We start from the raw sequence: 15,751 nt of genomic DNA, 5'->3' as shown, positions 1-15,751 counted from the left end.
CATGAGGTTGGGTATGCGCCTGCGCGTATTGATGAGCGCGATTGCGCTCCTGATGGTGGCGATCCAGGCCGTGGCCGCCTCCGACGTTCGCAGCGTCCGCCTGTGGCGCGCGCCGGACAACACGCGGCTGGTGTTCGACCTGTCCGGACCGGTGCAGCACAATCTGTTCACCCTTTCTGCGCCGGACCGCATCGTCATCGATGTTAACGGCGCCACCCTGCAGACGGCGCTGGACCAGCTGCCGCTGCAGAACACGCCTATCAGCGGGTTGCGCTCGGCGCAGCGCAGTGCCGACGAACTGCGCGTGGTGATCGACCTGACCTCCGCGGTCACCCCCAAGAGCTTCACCCTCGAGCCGAACCAGCAGTACGGCCACCGCCTGGTGGTCGACCTCTACGACCACGACCCCGACAAGTCCCCGGCCGGGCTGCCCGCCACCACCACCGCCAGCACGCCGGCGGCCCCGGTGACGCCGACCCTGCCGGCGATCACCCTGCCGCCGATCACCAGCAGCAAGCGCGACATCGTCATCGCCATCGACGCCGGCCACGGTGGCGAGGACCCGGGCGCGCTGGGGCCCAAGGGTGCGCGCGAGAAGGACGTGGTGCTGCAGATCGCCAAGGAGCTGCAACGTCAGATCAACGCCGACAAGGGCTTCCGCGCCGAGCTGGTGCGCACCGGCGACTACTTCATTCCGCTGCGCAAGCGCACCGAGATCGCCCGGCAGAAGGGCGCCGACCTGTTCGTTTCCATTCATGCCGATGCCGCGCCGCGCTCGTCGGCCTTCGGCGCCTCGGTGTTCGCCCTGTCCGACCGCGGGGCGACCTCGGAGACCGCCCGCTGGCTGGCCGACAGCGAGAACCGTTCGGACCTGATCGGCGGCGCCGGCAACGTCAGCCTCGGCGACAAGGACCAGATGCTAGCCGGGGTGCTGCTCGACCTGTCGATGACCGCTTCGCTGTCGTCGAGCCTGAACGTCGGGCAGAAGGTGCTGACGAACATGGGACGGATCACGCCGCTGCACAAGCAGCGGGTCGAGCAGGCCGGTTTCATGGTACTGAAGTCGCCGGACATCCCCTCGATCCTGGTGGAGACCGGGTTCATCTCCAACCCCTCGGAAGCCGCCAAGCTGCAGACCGCCAGCCACCAGAAGGCCATCGCCCGCTCGGTGCATTCGGGCGTGCGCCAGTTCTTCCAGGAAAACCCGCCGCCGGGCACCTACGTCGCCTGGCTGCGCGACCAGGGCAAGATCGCCGCCGGCCCGCGCGAGCACGTGGTGCGCTCCGGCGAGAGCCTGGCCCTGCTGGCGCAGCGCTACCAGGTCAGCCTGGCCGCGCTGCGCAGCGCCAACAGCCTGAAGAGCGACGTCATCAAGGTCGGGCAGACCCTGCAGATTCCGGCGACCCAGCTGGCCGCCCAGCCATGAGCAGTGCACCGCGCATCCACCTGCTGAGCCCCCGCCTGGCCAACCAGATCGCCGCCGGCGAGGTGGTCGAGCGACCGGCCTCGGTGATCAAGGAACTGCTGGAAAACAGCATCGACTCCGGCGCGCGGCGCATCGACGTCGAGGTGGAGCAGGGCGGGATCAAGTTGCTGCGGGTCCGCGACGACGGCTGTGGCATCCCTTCCGACGACCTGCCGCTGGCGCTGGCCCGGCACGCGACCAGCAAGATTCGCGACCTCGACGACCTCGAGCGGGTGATCAGCCTCGGCTTTCGCGGCGAGGCGCTGGCCTCGATCAGCTCCGTCTCGCGCCTGACCCTCACCTCGCGCACCGCCGAGGCCGCCGAGGCCTGGCAGGTAGAGACCGAGGGCCGCGAGATGGAAGCGCGGGTGCAGCCGGCGGCGCATCCGGTCGGCACCACCGTGGAGGTGCGCGACCTGTTCTTCAACACGCCGGCGCGGCGCAAGTTCCTGCGCACCGAGAAGACCGAGTTCGATCACCTGCAGGAGGTGATCCGGCGTCTGGCGCTGGCGCACTTCGAGGTCGGCTTCCATCTGCGCCACAACGGCAAGGGCATCCTCGCCCTGCACGAGGCGGCCGACGACGCCAGCCGCGCCCGGCGCGTGGGCGCGGTGTGCGGGCCGGCCTTCCTCGAGCAGGCGCTGCCGATCGAGATCGAGCGCAATGGCCTGCGCCTGTGGGGCTGGGTCGGGCTGCCGACCTTCTCCCGCAGCCAGGCGGACCTGCAGTACTTCTACGTCAATGGCCGCATGGTGCGCGACAAGCTGGTCGCCCATGCGGTGCGCCAGGCGTACCGCGACGTGCTGTTCAACGGCCGGCACCCGACCTTCGTGCTGTTCCTCGAGATCGACCCGGGCGTGGTGGACGTCAACGTCCACCCGACCAAGCACGAGGTGCGCTTCCGCGACAGCCGCATGGTGCACGACTTTCTCTACGGCACCCTGCACCGGGCGCTCGCCGACGTGCGTCCGGAAGACCAGCTGGCGGCGCCCACCGGCCTGCCGAGCTCGCCGACGGCCAGTGGCCTCGCGGTCGGCGAGTTCGGCGGGCAGAACGAGATGAGCCTGGCGGCCAGCGTGCTCGAGCGACCGCAGGCCGAGCCGGTCGCCGCCTGGCACGGAGCCGGCGCCGGCTACCAGGCGCCGCGCGCACAGCCGGCGGTGCCGGCCGCCGAAGTGCAGGGGGGCTACCGCGCCTATTTCGAACCGCTCGGCGAGCCGGCTGCCGCCGTGGCGTTGCCCGAGGCGCAGGGCGACGTGCCGCCGCTCGGCTATGCGCTGGCGCAGCTCAAGGGCGTCTACATCCTCGCCGAGAACGCCCAGGGGCTGGTGCTGGTGGACATGCACGCGGCGCACGAGCGCATCACCTACGAGCGGCTGAAGAGCGCCATGGCCAGCGAAGGGCTGCGCAGCCAGCCGCTGCTGGTACCGGAATCGATCGCGGTGAGCCAGCGCGAGGCCGACTGCGCCGAGGAGCACCAGGCCTGGTTCTCTCGCCTGGGCTTCGAGCTACAGCGCCTGGGCCCGGAAACCCTGGCGATCCGCCAGATTCCTTCGCTGCTGAAGCAGGCCGAGGCCGCGCAGCTGGTGCGCGACGTGCTCTCGGACCTGCTCGAATACGGCACCAGCGACCGCATCCAGGCGCACCTCAACGAACTGCTGGCGACCATGGCCTGCCATGGCGCGGTACGCGCCAACCGGCGCCTGACGCTTCCGGAGATGAACGCGCTGCTGCGCGACATGGAGCACACCGAGCGCAGCGGGCAATGCAACCACGGCCGTCCGACCTGGACGCAGCTGGGCATGGACGAGCTGGACAAGCTGTTCCTGCGCGGCCGCTGAGCGTGCAGCCGCCCGGGCCGGCTGCTGTTACACTATCCGCTTTTCTGCCTTCTGGAGTTCCTCCGGTGTCTGTCGTGTTCGTCGCCGCTTCCAAACTGCCGACACCCTTCGGCGTGTTCACCATGCATGGTTTTCTCGACCAGGACACCGGCAAGGAGCATGTGGCGCTGACCATGGGAGACGTCGCCGACGGGCAGCCGGTGCTGGGCCGCCTGCATTCCGAATGCCTGACCGGCGATGCGCTATTCAGCCTGCGCTGCGACTGCGGCTTCCAGCTCGAGGCGGCGCTCAAGGCGATCGCCGAGGAAGGCCGCGGCGTGCTGCTGTACCTGCGCCAGGAAGGCCGCGGCATCGGCCTGCTGAACAAGATCCGCGCCTACGAACTGCAGGACGCCGGCGCCGACACCGTCGAGGCCAACGAACGCCTGGGCTTCGCGCCCGACCAGCGTGACTACGCCATCTGCCGGCCAATGCTCGAGCACCTGGGCATCGGCGACATCAAGCTGATGACCAACAACCCGCGCAAGGTCAAGGCCCTGCAGGGGTTCGGCATCCGCGTGGCCGAGCGCATGCCGCTGCAGATCGCGCACAACCCGCACAACCGCAAGTACCTGGCGACCAAGGCGGGCAAGCTCGGGCACCTGCTCGGCGAAATCCACCAGGGCGAAGCCGAGCAGTCGTGAAGCGCACGGCGGCGCGCCGCCGGCTCGGCCGCGACGGCGCGCTGACGCTGCTGGCGATGGTCCTGCCGCCGCTGCTGATTCCCGCCTTCTGGCCCGCTGCCTGGCAAATCGATCTACCGGCCATGCCGCTGTTCATGCTCGGACTGCTCTCGCTGTTCGCCAGCCTGCCCTGCTTCACCCGCTACAAGCATGCCCTGATCGCCACCGAGCGCGCCTTCGATGGCGCCGAAGAGCCGGCCGCCTGGGCGCGTCTGCGTCGTACCCGCACGCAGGCGCTGGTGGTGGCCGCATTGCCGGCCTGGATCGGTGCGTTCGGCACGCCCTTCGGCCTCGAGCCGGTCGCCCGCCTGCTGCTGCTGTCCGGCAGTCTCGTGCTCTGGTGGCTGTACCGGGTCCCCCGGCAGCTTCGCTGATGCGCCTGCTGCTGTTCTGCCTGTGTCTGCTCGGCGGGACTGCCGGCGCGGCCGAGCGGGTGGTGAGCCTGGCGCCCTCGCTGAGCGAGATGATGCTCGAACTGGATGCCGTCGACCTCCTGGTGGGTGTGCTCGACGGCGGCGAGCGGCCTGCCGAACTCGCCGGTATCCCGTCGGTCGGGCGCTACGGCAACGTGGAAATCGAAACCCTGCTGTCGCTCGCGCCCGACCTGGTGCTGCTCTGGCCGGACAGCGTCGGCGCTGCCCAGCGCCAGCAGCTGCGCCAGCTCGGCCTGCCGCTGCTGGAGGTCCGCCCGCAGCGTCTCGAAGACCTGGCCGAGCAGCTCGAACAGCTTGGCCGGCACATCGGCCGGGAACGGCTGGCACGCGAGCGCGCCGAGCAGCTGCGCCGGCGTCTGCGTGCCCTGGCCGAGCGCCATGCCGCGGATGCGCCGCTGCGGGTGTTCTACCAGGTCTGGGACCAGCCGCTGTACACCGTCGGCGGCCGGCAGATCATCAGCGACGCCCTGCGCCTGTGCGGCGCGCGCAATGTCTTCGCCGACCTGTCCCAGCCGGCCGCGCAGGTAAGCCTGGAAGCGGTGCTGGCGCGCGATCCCCAGGTGATCGTCACCAGCCAGCCGCCGCTGGCGGACAGTTGGAAGGCCTGGCCGCAGTTGCAGGCGGTGCGCAACGGGCAGGTCTGGGCGGTGCCCGACCGCGGCCTCGAACGGCCCAGCCTGCAGATGCTCGACGCCACCGAAGCGCTGTGCGAGCGGCTGAGCCAGGCCCGGCGGGACGCTGGCGTTCGCTGAGCGAGCAGGCTCATCTTCGGCATTTGCACTTATTGGCGAATTGCTGTGGGAGGCGGAGGGCTCCGCCGGGCATCGCTCTTCTGGGTGCCGGCCTGCCCCGGGTGAGCCTTGCCGGTTGTCGCGGGGGCGCCCCTGACTGCCTAAAGCGACGGCGTCCAGACCACGGCGGCGAGCAGGGTGCGGCCGCTTTCCCGGTAGGGGTGGGCCATGCTCGGGTCGGTCCAGTTCGGGCCCGTGGGACGGTCGTAGCTGGCCACCGCGTAGTCGCGGTCCAGCAGGTTGCGCACGCTCAGCTCCCAGCGCAGGTCGCTGCTGCTCTGCCAGGCGCCGCGCAGGTCGAACTCGCCGTAGCCAGCGAGTTCGCGGGTGTTGGCGGCGTCGGCATAGCGACGGCTGACCGCGCGCCAGCTGGCGCCGGCGCTGAAGGCGCCGAAGCGCCGGTCGAGGTCCAGGCTGAGCGTGCGGCGGGGGCGCAATGTGAGGGTACGGCCCGTGTCGCGGTCGCGCGGATCGACCAGGCTCAGGGCCCAGCGCGCCTGCCAGCCGACGAGTTCGTGGGCGAGCGCGGCCTCGAAACCGTTGATGCGCGCCCGGGCGACGTTTTCCATGCGGTTGCCGATCGAGTCCCAGGCGATCAGGTCCTCGATCTCGGTGCGGTACACCGAGGCTTCCAGCCGGGCCGCGGTGAAATCGCCGCGCCATTGCAGCTCATAGGTCTTCGAGCGCTCTGGATCCAGGTCGGGGTTGGCGCCCCAGCCGGGCGGAGCGTGGAGGTCGGTGAAGGTCGGCGCGCGGAAGCCCTCGCCGTAGCTCAATATCCAGCGCTGGTCGTCGCCGACCGGCAGGCTGAAGGCGGCGTTCCAGCTGTCCTGCGAGCCGAACTGCTGGTTGTCGTCGTGGCGCACGCCGAGTTCGGTGCCGAAGCGGCCGTTGTCGTAGCTGTGCTGGGCGAAGACGGCACGGTTCAGGCGGCTGTCTTCCTGGTAGGCGGTGTCGGCCTCCAGGCGATCCTCGTACCAGTCGAGGCCGAGGGCGAGCTGCTGGGCGCTCGAAAGCTGCAGGCGGTTGATCCAGCTGGCGGCATGCCGGGTGGTTTCCAGGCGGCTGTCGTTGAAGGCCGAGCCGGTGACCTTGTTGCGGTCGTAGGTGCGGCCCAGTTCCAGGCGGCTGCTCCAGCGTTCGCCGACCTGCCCTTCGAGGTAACCGCTGTAGCTGCTGACGCGGAATTCGTCCTGCGGGTGGCCCGGGACGAAGTCGTAGGCGTCGTCGTATCCGTTCTCGCCGCGCTGGTCGTTGAGGCTCAGGCCCACCTGCCAGCGTTCGTCGAAGCGGTGGTCGAGCTTCAGGTGCAGCGCCTGGTTGCGCAGGCCGTCGTGGTCGCGATCGGCGCCATGGCGATCGTGGGTGCGGTCGAAGCCGGCGCTCTCGTCGAGGCTGGCGCCGAGGTTGAAGCGGGTGGCCTGGTCCCCGCCGGACAGGTTCAGGCTGCGCTGGAAGGTCCGGTGGCTGCCGGCGGCCAGGCGCAACTGCGGGTGCAGGCCGGGCTCGCCGCGGCGGGTGAAGATCTGGATCACCCCGCCAATGGCGTCGGCGCCGTAGAGCGCCGAGCGCGGCCCGCGAATCACCTCGATGCGCTCGATGTTGTCGATGGCCAGGTAGTCCAGCCGGGCGAAGCCGCTGGTGGACGAGGCGATGCGCTGGCCGTCGACCAGCACCAGGGCCTGCGCCGTGCCGGCGCCTCGTACGAACAGTTGCGGCACCCCGCCGCTGTTGCCCAGGGCCACCCCGGGCACGCGGGCGAGCAGTTCAGGCACGCTGCGTGCCTGCAGCCGCTCGATGTCGGCGAGAGTGAACAGGGTGTTGGCGGCGGTGGCCTGCTGGCGTGGTTCGGCGTTGCGGCCCGAGGTGACGATCAGCGGGTCGAGCTGCACTGCGGAATCCTCGGCGAACGCGCTGCAGGGCAGCAGCATCACGGCCAGGGCGAGACGGGACAGTTTCATGGAATCCTCAAAAGTGGTCGGCAGACTTTCGAGGAGGGCAGGGCAAGGGCGGACGACCGGAAGGCGAGCGCGCTTGACGGTGATGCCCTCCGCAACACCAGTCGCAATAGCGCCGAGGCCGGTCTCCGGGCTGCCGACAGCCGTCTCACCTTCCCATGCCGGGGCACAGTGGTCGTCGAGAGGCGTGCGATCATGGCGATCGCGGTCGGTTTACCGTTGCGGGGGCAGCGCAGGCCTTCGAGCGGGGCTCGTTCCTGACTTCCCGTTTAATCCAGGCGGGGCCTGGAACCTGTGGCGCGATGAAGCGCAGGCACCCTAAGCGCAAGGGCGGCCCCGGTCAAGCCGCTGTCGAGCCGGGGCGGGCGGTCTACAGACCGAGCAGGGCCAGGCGGGCGTGCACCGCGGCCTCGATGCCGGCGGCGTCGAGGCCGCACTCGGCGAGCATCTCGGCCGGCTTGGCGTGCTCGACGTACTGGTCCGGCAGGCCCAGCTGGAGCAGCGGGCGCTGGATACCCTCGCGGGCGAGGAACTCGCCGACGGCGCTGCCGGCGCCGCCCATCACGCTGTTTTCCTCGATGGTCACCAGCAGCTCGTGGCTGTCGGCCAGCTGGCGCACCAGCGTCTCGTCCAGCGGTTTGACGAAGCGCATGTCGGCCACGCTCGCGCCGAGGCTGCCGGCGACCTGCAGGGCTTGGGGCAGCTGCACGCCGAATACCAGTAAGGCCACCTTCGCGCCCTGCCGCCGAATCACGCCCTTGCCGATCTCCAGCGGCTCGAGCCCCGGTTCGAGCGGTGCGTTCGGGCCGTTGCCGCGCGGGTAGCGCACCGCGGCCGGGCCCGGATGCTGGTAGCCGGTGGTGAGCATGCGGCGCATCTCGTTCTCGTCGCTCGGCGTCATCACCAGCATGCCGGGGATGCAGCGCAGGTAGGAGAGGTCGAAGCTGCCGGCGTGGGTCGGGCCGTCCTCGCCGACCAGGCCGGCGCGGTCGATGGCGAACAGCACGTCGAGGTTCTGCACCGCGACGTCATGGATCAGCTGGTCGTAGGCGCGCTGCAGGAAGGTCGAGTAGATCGCCACCACCGGCTTGGCGCCTTCGCAGGCCATGCCGGCGGCAAGCGTGACGGCATGCTGCTCGGCGATGGCGACGTCGAAGTAGCGCTCCGGGAAGCGCTCGCTGAAGGCCACCAGGTCCGAGCCTTCCTTCATCGCCGGGGTGATGCCCATCAGCCGCGCGTCGGCCTCGGCCATGTCGCACAGCCACTGGCCGAAGACGTTGGAGTATTTCGGCCCGCTGGGCTTCTTCGGCGGGGCGCCCTGCGGCTCCAGCTTGCTGATCGCGTGCCAGGTGATGGGATCGAGTTCCGCCGGGGCGAAGCCCTTGCCCTTCTTGGTCACCACGTGCAGGAACTGCGGGCCTTCCAGATCGCGCATGTTGCGCAGGGTGTGCACCAGGGTCGGCAGGTCGTGGCCGTCGATCGGGCCGATGTAGTTCCAGCCCAGCTCCTCGAACAGGGTCCCGGGCACCAGCATGCCCTTGGCGTATTCCTCGGTGCGGCGGGCGATTTCCCAGGCGCCGGGCAGGCGCGACAGCACCTTCTTGCTGCCTTCGCGCACGGTGGTGTAGGTGCGGCTGGAGAGCAGCTTGGCCAGGTAGTTGGACAGCCCGCCGACGTTGTGCGAGATTGACATATCGTTGTCGTTGAGCACCACCAGCATGTTGGCGCCGACGTCGGAGGCGTGGTTCAGCGCCTCGAAGGCCATGCCGGCAGTGAGCGCGCCGTCGCCGATCACCGCCACCGTCTTGCGGTCGACCCCCTGCATGCGCGCGGCGATGGCCATGCCCAGGGCCGCGCCGATGCTGGTGCTGGAGTGGCCGACGCCAAAGGTGTCGTACTCGCTTTCCGAGCGCCGGGGGAAGGCAGCCAGGCCGCCCTTCTGGCGCAGGGTCGCCATCTGCTCGCGGCGGCCGGTGAGGATCTTGTGCGGGTAGGCCTGGTGGCCGACGTCCCACACCAGGCGGTCGTCCGGCGTGTCGAACACGTAGTGCAGCGCGATGGTCAGCTCGATCACGCCGAGCCCTGCGCCGAAGTGACCGCCGGTCAGGCCGACCGCGTAGAGCAGCTCCTGGCGCAGTTCGTCGGCCAGGGTCTCGAGTTCCGCCTCGCCCAGGCGGCGCAGCTGCTGGGGCGTCGCCGCACGATCGAGGAGGGGCGTGGTGGGGCGCACCCGAGGAATCTCATGGAACGTCTTGGGCATCGGGCGAAGTGTAGTCTGTCGGTAAAAGTGCGGCAGTGTAACCGATGGCTTCGGGATGAGATATGCGCGCCGGGGTCTTCGACAGGCGCCGGTGCCCTTCCCTTCTCCCCGCGGGAGAAGGTGGCCCATAGGGCCGGATGAGGGCAGGGACCGTGCAGATTGCCCCCACCCCAGCGGGCACTGGCGGGTTGGTGGCCGCGGCGCCGTGCGGGCGCGATTCGCGAGCGAGCTCGCTCCTACAGGCCCGTGCGCGACTTTCAGGTTACGCCGTGCCTTTTCCTTCTCCCACCGGGAGAAGGTGGCCCGCAGGGCCGGATGAGGGAGGCTTTTCCTCAGCGGGCCCTGCCGGCGTGTCTGTGCCAAATCGCCATGCCCAGCAGCAATGCGCCGAGCACGATCAACGGCCAGGAGCGCCAGCGCAGGTAGGGCGTGAGCCCCGTCATGGGCGTCACCTCGCCGTACAGTACGGTCTGCTCGAAGGCCGGCACCCGCTCGCTGACGCGCCCCTGCGGGTCGATCAGCACGGTGACGCCGTTGTTGGTCGCGCGGATCATCCAGCGGCCGGCTTCCAGCGCGCGCATCCGGGCCATCTGCAGGTGCTGCAGCGGGCCGATCGAGCGGCCGAACCAGGCGTCGTTGCTCACCGTCAGCAGCAGGTCGCTGCGTGCCGCCAGCGCCGCGGCGAATTCCGGATAGACCACCTCGTAGCAGATGTAGGGCGCGATGCGCAGGCCCTTGGCCTCGAGCAGCGGCTGGTCGGCCTCGCCGCGGGCGAAGTCCGACATCGGCAGGTCGAAGAAGGCGATCAGCCCCCGCAGCAGGTCCTGCAGCGGCACGTATTCGCCGAACGGCACCAGCTTCTGCTTGAGGTAGGTGCCTTCGCCCTGGCCGACCACGGTGAGGCCGTTGTAGTAGCGCAGTTCGCCCTGCGGGTTCGGCTGGCGCACCGGCAGGCCGGTGATCAGTGCCGCCTGGCGGTCGCCGGCGACGCGGCCCATCACCCCGAGGTAGCCCTCGGCATACTCCTTGAGCACCGGCACCGCGGTTTCCGGCCAGACCACCAGGTCGGTGCGCGGGCTGGCCAGGGTCAGGTCGCGGTACAGAGCCAGCTGGGCCTCGAGCTGCTGCGGGTCCCACTTCAGGCTCTGGGCGACGTTGCCCTGCACCAGGGCGACGCTCAGCCGCGCGCCGGACGGCTGCGTCCACGGTTTGCCGGCGAGCGCCAGGGCGAACAGCCAGGGCGCCAGCAGCAGGGCGATCGCCACGGCCAGGGACGGCCGGTGCCGGTACAGCCGCGGCCCGTTGACCAGCAGCGCCGCGGCGAGGGCCAGGACGAAGGACAGCAGCCATACGCCGCCGAGCGGCGCCAGCGGTGCCAGCGGCGCGTCGAGCTGGCTGTAGCCGGCATAGAGCCAGGGGAAACCGGTGAGGAACCAGCCGCGGAAGGCTTCCTGCGCGACCCACAGGGCGGCGAAGGCCAGCGCGTCGTTCAGCGGTCGCTCGGTATTGCGCAGCAGGCGTACCCAGGCCCAGGCGGCCAGGGCGAAGAACAGCCCGAGCCCGGCGACGAAGCCGAGGGTGAGGAAGGCCGCCAGCGGCGGCACTGCGGCGCCGAAGTCATGGATGCTGACGTAGACCCAGCTGGCGCCGGAGGCGAACAGGCCGAAGCCGTAGCACCAGCCGCGGCCGGTGGCCTGGCGTGGGGCGACGGCGCGCAGGCCGAGGTAGAACAGGGCGATCGACAGCAGCGCCAGCGGCCACAGGTCGAAGGGCGACAGCGAGAGTGTGGCGAGGGCGCCGGCGGCCATCGCCAGCAGGTTGCCAGGCCAGCCGGCCCGGGTGATCCAGCGCATTGGAAATCCTTCGCAGGGAGGCGGCAGGAGGCTAACGGCAGTGGCTCGTGGCGGCAAGCCCGGGTGCCGTCACACTGTCATTCATTTAGCAGGCTCGCCCCGAGGTCGGGCCTCCCACAAAGGCGGCGTTGTCACGGACCCTGTGGGAGGCGCGCCCTCGCGGCGATGCAGGCCTGGCCCGACCGAGGCGACCAGGCGGACCTTCACTCGTCGCGGCGGCGTGGGGTATCGAGGCGTGCCATGCGCAGCAGGTGCAGGCGGCGGCTGTCGGCGTTGAGCACGCGGAAGTGGTAGCCGTCGACCTCGGTCACCTCGTTGCGCTTGGGCAGGTGCCCGAACTGGCTCATCACCAGCCCGGCGACGGTGTCGTACTCGTCGTCGGGGAAGTCCGTATCGAAGTATTCGTTGAAGTGCTCGATCGGCGTCAGCGCCTTGATCACGAAGTCGCCGTTGGGCAGCGGACGGATGTAGCTGTCCTCCTCGACGTCGTGCTCGTCCTCGATGTCGCCGACGATCTGCTCGAGCACGTCCTCGATGGTCACCAGGCCGGCCACGCCGCCGTACTCGTCGATGACGATGGCCATGTGGTTGTGGTTGGCGCGGAATTCGCGCAGCAGCACGTTCAGGCGCTTGGACTCGGGCACGAAGGTGGCCGGGCGCAGCAGTTCCTTGATGTTGAAGTCGTCGTGGCTGTCCCGGAGGATCAGCGGCAGCAGGTCCTTGGCCAGCAGCACGCCGATCACTTCGTCGACGCTCTCGCCGACCACCGGGTAGCGCGAATGGGCGGCGTCGATGATGGCCGGCAGGAATTCCTTCGGGGTGAGGTTGGCGCGGATGCTGATCACCTGCGAGCGCGGCACCATGATGTCGCGCACCTGCAGGTCGGCGACCTGGATCGCGCCTTCGATGATTGCCAGCGCCTCGTTGTCCAGCAGCTTGTTCTCGTGGGCCTCGTGGAGAAGTTCCAGCAGTTCCTTGCGGTTCTTCGGCTCGTGGGCAAAGGCCTGGGTGATGCGTTCCAGCCAGGATCTCTGCCCGTTGCTCGATCGGTCTTCGCTCATGTCGTTCGACTCAAGATTCCCTGCGTTCGGCCATCGGGCCGGTGTCGTCGTCTGTGTAAGGGTCGGGGTGACCCAGTTCGGCCAGCAATTGCCGTTCCAGCGCTTCCATTTCCTCGGCTTCGTCGTCGTCGATGTGATCGTAGCCGAGCAGATGCAGGCAGCCGTGGATGACCAGGTGCGCCCAGTGGGCCTCGAGCGCCTTGCCCTGTTCGGCCGCCTCGCGCTCGACCACCGGCACGCAGATCACCAGGTCGCCGAGCAGCGGGATGTCGAGGATGCCTTCCGGCACTTCGGCCGGAAAGGACAGCACATTGGTGGCGTAATCCTTGTGCCGCCAGGTGCGATTCAATTCGCGGCCCTCGGCCTCGTCCACCAGGCGGATGGTCAGTTCGGAGTCGCCGCGGCGCTGGCGCAGGGCCAGCTCGCACCAGCGGCGGAAGGCGTCGTCGTCGGGGGCAGGCGCCTGGCTGGCGCGCTGCAGGTCGAGTTCAAGCACGGCGTTCGTCCCGCTTGCTCTCGTCCGCCTGGCCGCTCTCGTAGGCGTCATAGGCCTCGACGATGCGCTGCACCAGCGGGTGGCGGACCACGTCCTTGGCCTGGAAGTGGGTGAAGCTGATGCCGTTGACGTCCTTGAGCACCTGTATCACATGGGCCAGGCCAGAGCGGGTGCCGCGCGGCAGGTCGACCTGGGTGATGTCGCCGGTGATCACCGCGGTGGAGCCGAAGCCGATCCGGGTGAGGAACATCTTCATCTGTTCGAGCGTGGTGTTCTGGCTCTCGTCGAGGATGATGAAGCTGTTGTTCAGCGTGCGGCCGCGCATGTAGGCCAGCGGCGCGATTTCGATCACCTGCTTCTCGATCAGCCGCGCCACGTGCTCGAAGCCGAGCATTTCGTAGAGCGCGTCGTACAGCGGGCGCAGGTAGGGGTCGATCTTCTGCGCCAGGTCGCCGGGCAGGAAGCCGAGCTTCTCGCCGGCCTCCACCGCCGGGCGCACCAGCAGGATGCGACGCACCTGCTCGCGCTCCAGCGCATCGACGGCGCAGGCGACCGCCAGGTAGGTCTTGCCGGTGCCGGCCGGGCCGATGCCGAAGTTGATGTCGTTGTCGAGGATCGACTTGACGTAGCGCTGCTGGTTGGCGCCGCGCGGGCGGATGTTGCCCTTGCGGGTACGCAGGGTGACGCCCTTTTCCGCGGAAGGGTTGGCCAGTTCTTCCATGCCCGATTCCTGCAGGAACAGATGCACCATGTCCGGCGACAGCTCGGTGCTCTTGGTTTCCCGGTACAGGCGGCGCAGCAGGTTCTCGGCGGACTGGGTGACGTCCGGCGGGCCGATCAGTTCGAACTGGTTGCCGCGGTTGCGGATTTCGATGGCCAGGCGCTGTTCGATCAATCGCAGATGCTCGTCGAACTGGCCGCTGAGGTTGGCGAAGCGACGTGCTTCGAAGGGTTCGAGGGTGAAACGGTGCGGTTCTGTGGCGGCGTTCAAGGTCGGTATGTGGCCCGTTCAGGCTGAGGAGAATGACTAGAGAATAGCGCCGCCTCCGCGGGGGCGAAAGGCGACGCTCGTCGCATGAGGGTGGGCCCGCCCGGCCGGCGGAGCGGCCGGGCGGCGATCACACCGCGATGGCCTCGGTCAACAGCGAGCCACGCAGCGAGTGTGGCAGGGCATCGTCGATGTGCACGTCGACGAACTGGCCGATCAGGCGCGGGTTGTCGCAGCGGAAATTGACGATGCGGTTGTGCTCGGTGCGGCCCTGGAGCATGCCGGGGTCCTTCTTCGAGTAATCGCTGACGAGGATGCGCTGGACACTGCCGACCATCCGTCGGCTGTTCTCGAAGCCCTGCTGGCTGATGCGCTGCTGGAGGATCGCCAGGCGCTGCTTCTTCACCTCCTCCGGGGTGTCGTCCGGCAGGTCGGCGGCCGGCGTGCCGGGGCGTGCGCTGTAGACGAAGGAATAGGAGAAGTCGAAGCCGACGTCCTCGATCAGCTTCATGGTCTGCTCGAAGTCCTTCTCGGTCTCGCCGGGGAAGCCGACGATGAAGTCCGAGCTGATCAGGATGTCCGGCACCGCGGCCTTGAGCTTGCGGATGCGCGACTTGTACTCCAGCGCCGTGTGGTTGCGCTTCATCGCCGCCAGCACCCGGTCGGAGCCGGCCTGCACGGGCAGGTGCAGGTACTTCACCAGCTCCGGCACCTCGGCGTGCGCGCGGATCAGCGAATCGGAGAACTCCAGCGGGTGACTGGTGGTGTAGCGGATGCGGTCGATGCCGTCGATGGCCGCGACCACGCGGATCAGGTCGGCCAGGTCGGCGACCTTGCCGTCGTGGGTCTCGCCGCGGTAGCCATTGACGTTCTGCCCGAGCAGGGTGACTTCGCGCACGCCATTCTCGGCCAGGTGCAGCACCTCGGCGAGGATGTCGTCGAACGGCCGGCTGACTTCCTCGCCGCGGGTGTAGGGCACCACGCAGAAGGTGCAGTACTTGCTGCAGCCTTCCATCACCGAGACGTAGGCGCTGGGGCCGTCGACGCGCGGCTCGGGCAGGCGGTCGAACTTCTCGATCTCGGGGAAGGAAATGTCCACCTGCGGTTTGCGGGTGGTGCGCGCGGCATCGATCATTTCCGGCAGGCGGTGCAGCGTCTGCGGGCCGAACACCACGTCGACGTAGGGCGCGCGGTCGCGGATGGCTTCGCCTTCCTGGCTGGCCACGCAGCCGCCGACGCCGATCACCAGGTCCGGGTTGTCCTGCTTCAGCTCGCGCCAGCGGCCGAGCTGGGAGAACACCTTCTCCTGGGCCTTTTCGCGGATCGAACAGGTGTTGAGCAGGATGACGTCGGCTTCGGCCGGATTCTCGGTGAGCTCCAGCGCCTGATGCTCGCCCAGCAGGTCTACCATGCGCGAGCTGTCGTACTCGTTCATCTGGCAGCCGTGGGTCTCGATGAAAAGCTTGCGGGACATTGCGCGAACCGGATGTGCAAAAAATGACCGCGGATTATAGGGCCAGGGATAGGTCGATAAAAGCGTGGGGCCGATAAAAGCGCCGGAGGGTTGAGCGGGAGGCGTTTCGCGTCGAGCCCACGCGGGCATTCCGTTGGTTTGGTTGGTTTGTTGGTAGGTGGTGGTGGTGGTGGTGGTGGTGGGTTGGTGGGCTGAAGCCCACCCTTGTATCTCGACTACCACGCCATCCGGGGTGATAGTTCCCGACTGATCATCGGGGGAAGGTCAGGAAGCCGTGCCCCCCCTGAGGCCCTGAGCCTGTGAAGTAGATACTGCTCCGGCCTTCCACACTCACTCTTGAAGCTCGAACGGTATCCAGAGCCCGCCGCTGGCGAGAGCTCGCATCCACAAGGTTGAGCCGAGTGCAGT

12 protein-coding genes and 1 riboswitch are annotated in these 15,751 nt (G+C 68.9%); of the genes, 5 read left to right on the top strand and 7 right to left on the bottom strand.

Annotation, left to right across the window (positions count from 1 at the left end; translation table 11 throughout):
- The first annotated feature begins 1 nt into the window (after position 1).
- The 5 genes from H610_RS0105205 (at position 2) to H610_RS0105185 (ending at position 5,214) form a co-directional block, all read left to right on the top strand.
- Complete coding sequence (locus H610_RS0105205; RefSeq protein WP_201768347.1) at positions 2-1,426, top strand: N-acetylmuramoyl-L-alanine amidase; 1,425 nt, start codon at positions 2-4, stop codon at positions 1,424-1,426.
- Positions 1,423-3,306 (top strand): DNA mismatch repair endonuclease MutL, encoded by a 1,884-nt coding sequence (gene mutL / locus H610_RS0105200; RefSeq protein ID WP_028238698.1) that lies wholly within the window; start codon positions 1,423-1,425, stop codon positions 3,304-3,306. The genes H610_RS0105205 and mutL overlap by 4 nt, the downstream gene beginning before the upstream one ends.
- Positions 3,307-3,371: 65 nt before the next feature.
- Positions 3,372-3,989, top strand: a complete 618-nt coding sequence (gene ribA, locus H610_RS0105195) for a GTP cyclohydrolase II (protein ID WP_028238697.1) — start codon at positions 3,372-3,374, stop codon at positions 3,987-3,989.
- Positions 3,986-4,402: a hypothetical protein gene (locus H610_RS0105190; protein WP_028238696.1), complete on the top strand. Its 417-nt coding sequence runs from the start codon at positions 3,986-3,988 to the stop codon at positions 4,400-4,402. The genes ribA and H610_RS0105190 overlap by 4 nt, the downstream gene beginning before the upstream one ends.
- On the top strand, positions 4,402-5,214 hold the full coding sequence (locus H610_RS0105185) for a cobalamin-binding protein (protein ID WP_028238695.1): 813 nt from the start codon (positions 4,402-4,404) through the stop codon (positions 5,212-5,214). Before H610_RS0105190 ends, H610_RS0105185 begins: the two co-directional genes overlap by 1 nt.
- 140 nt (positions 5,215-5,354) lie before the next feature.
- Here H610_RS0105185 and H610_RS0105180 read toward each other — a convergent pair whose 3' ends face one another.
- From H610_RS0105180 to miaB, 7 genes are all read right to left on the bottom strand, one after another.
- The gene (locus H610_RS0105180) at positions 5,355-7,214 is read right to left on the bottom strand and encodes a TonB-dependent receptor domain-containing protein (RefSeq protein ID WP_028238694.1); all 1,860 of its coding nucleotides are present in this window, start codon (positions 7,212-7,214) and stop codon (positions 5,355-5,357) included.
- A 99-nt stretch (positions 7,215-7,313) separates the two neighbouring features.
- A riboswitch (cobalamin riboswitch) is annotated at positions 7,314-7,523 on the bottom strand.
- A 58-nt stretch (positions 7,524-7,581) separates the two neighbouring features.
- A complete protein-coding gene (gene dxs / locus H610_RS0105175) occupies positions 7,582-9,471 on the bottom strand; it encodes a 1-deoxy-D-xylulose-5-phosphate synthase (protein ID WP_028238693.1) in 1,890 nt (629 codons plus the stop codon).
- 332 nt (positions 9,472-9,803) lie between these two features.
- Positions 9,804-11,324 (bottom strand): apolipoprotein N-acyltransferase, encoded by a 1,521-nt coding sequence (lnt, locus tag H610_RS0105170; protein ID WP_028238692.1) that lies wholly within the window; start codon positions 11,322-11,324, stop codon positions 9,804-9,806.
- A gap of 203 nt (positions 11,325-11,527) precedes the next feature.
- Positions 11,528-12,385: an HlyC/CorC family transporter gene (locus tag H610_RS0105165; protein WP_028238691.1), complete on the bottom strand. Its 858-nt coding sequence runs from the start codon at positions 12,383-12,385 to the stop codon at positions 11,528-11,530.
- Between the two features lie 10 nt (positions 12,386-12,395).
- The gene (gene ybeY / locus H610_RS0105160; RefSeq protein ID WP_028238690.1) at positions 12,396-12,881 is read right to left on the bottom strand and encodes an rRNA maturation RNase YbeY; all 486 of its coding nucleotides are present in this window, start codon (positions 12,879-12,881) and stop codon (positions 12,396-12,398) included.
- Positions 12,874-13,872: a PhoH family protein gene (locus tag H610_RS0105155; protein ID WP_028238689.1), complete on the bottom strand. Its 999-nt coding sequence runs from the start codon at positions 13,870-13,872 to the stop codon at positions 12,874-12,876. Before H610_RS0105155 ends, ybeY begins: the two co-directional genes overlap by 8 nt.
- A 127-nt stretch (positions 13,873-13,999) precedes the next feature.
- The gene (gene miaB, locus H610_RS0105150; RefSeq protein ID WP_028238688.1) at positions 14,000-15,343 is read right to left on the bottom strand and encodes a tRNA (N6-isopentenyl adenosine(37)-C2)-methylthiotransferase MiaB; all 1,344 of its coding nucleotides are present in this window, start codon (positions 15,341-15,343) and stop codon (positions 14,000-14,002) included.
- Between the last annotated feature and the right edge of the window lie 408 nt (positions 15,344-15,751).

It is taken from the genome of Stutzerimonas azotifigens DSM 17556, from assembly GCF_000425625.1.
Classification (GTDB): Bacteria; Pseudomonadota; Gammaproteobacteria; order Pseudomonadales; family Pseudomonadaceae; genus Stutzerimonas; species Stutzerimonas azotifigens.
This window is presented reverse-complemented; position numbering and strand designations above follow the sequence as displayed.

Coding starts and splice junctions, on each gene's coding strand:
- dxs (WP_028238693.1), bottom strand. CDS start 9,471: ATGCCCAAGACGTTCCATGAGATTCCTCGGGTGCGCCCCACCACGCCC.
- H610_RS0105205 (WP_201768347.1), top strand. CDS start 2: ATGAGGTTGGGTATGCGCCTGCGCGTATTGATGAGCGCGATTGCGCTC.
- miaB (WP_028238688.1), bottom strand. CDS start 15,343: ATGTCCCGCAAGCTTTTCATCGAGACCCACGGCTGCCAGATGAACGAG.
- mutL (WP_028238698.1), top strand. CDS start 1,423: ATGAGCAGTGCACCGCGCATCCACCTGCTGAGCCCCCGCCTGGCCAAC.
- H610_RS0105180 (WP_028238694.1), bottom strand. CDS start 7,214: ATGAAACTGTCCCGTCTCGCCCTGGCCGTGATGCTGCTGCCCTGCAGC.
- H610_RS0105185 (WP_028238695.1), top strand. CDS start 4,402: ATGCGCCTGCTGCTGTTCTGCCTGTGTCTGCTCGGCGGGACTGCCGGC.
- lnt (WP_028238692.1), bottom strand. CDS start 11,324: ATGCGCTGGATCACCCGGGCCGGCTGGCCTGGCAACCTGCTGGCGATG.
- H610_RS0105165 (WP_028238691.1), bottom strand. CDS start 12,385: ATGAGCGAAGACCGATCGAGCAACGGGCAGAGATCCTGGCTGGAACGC.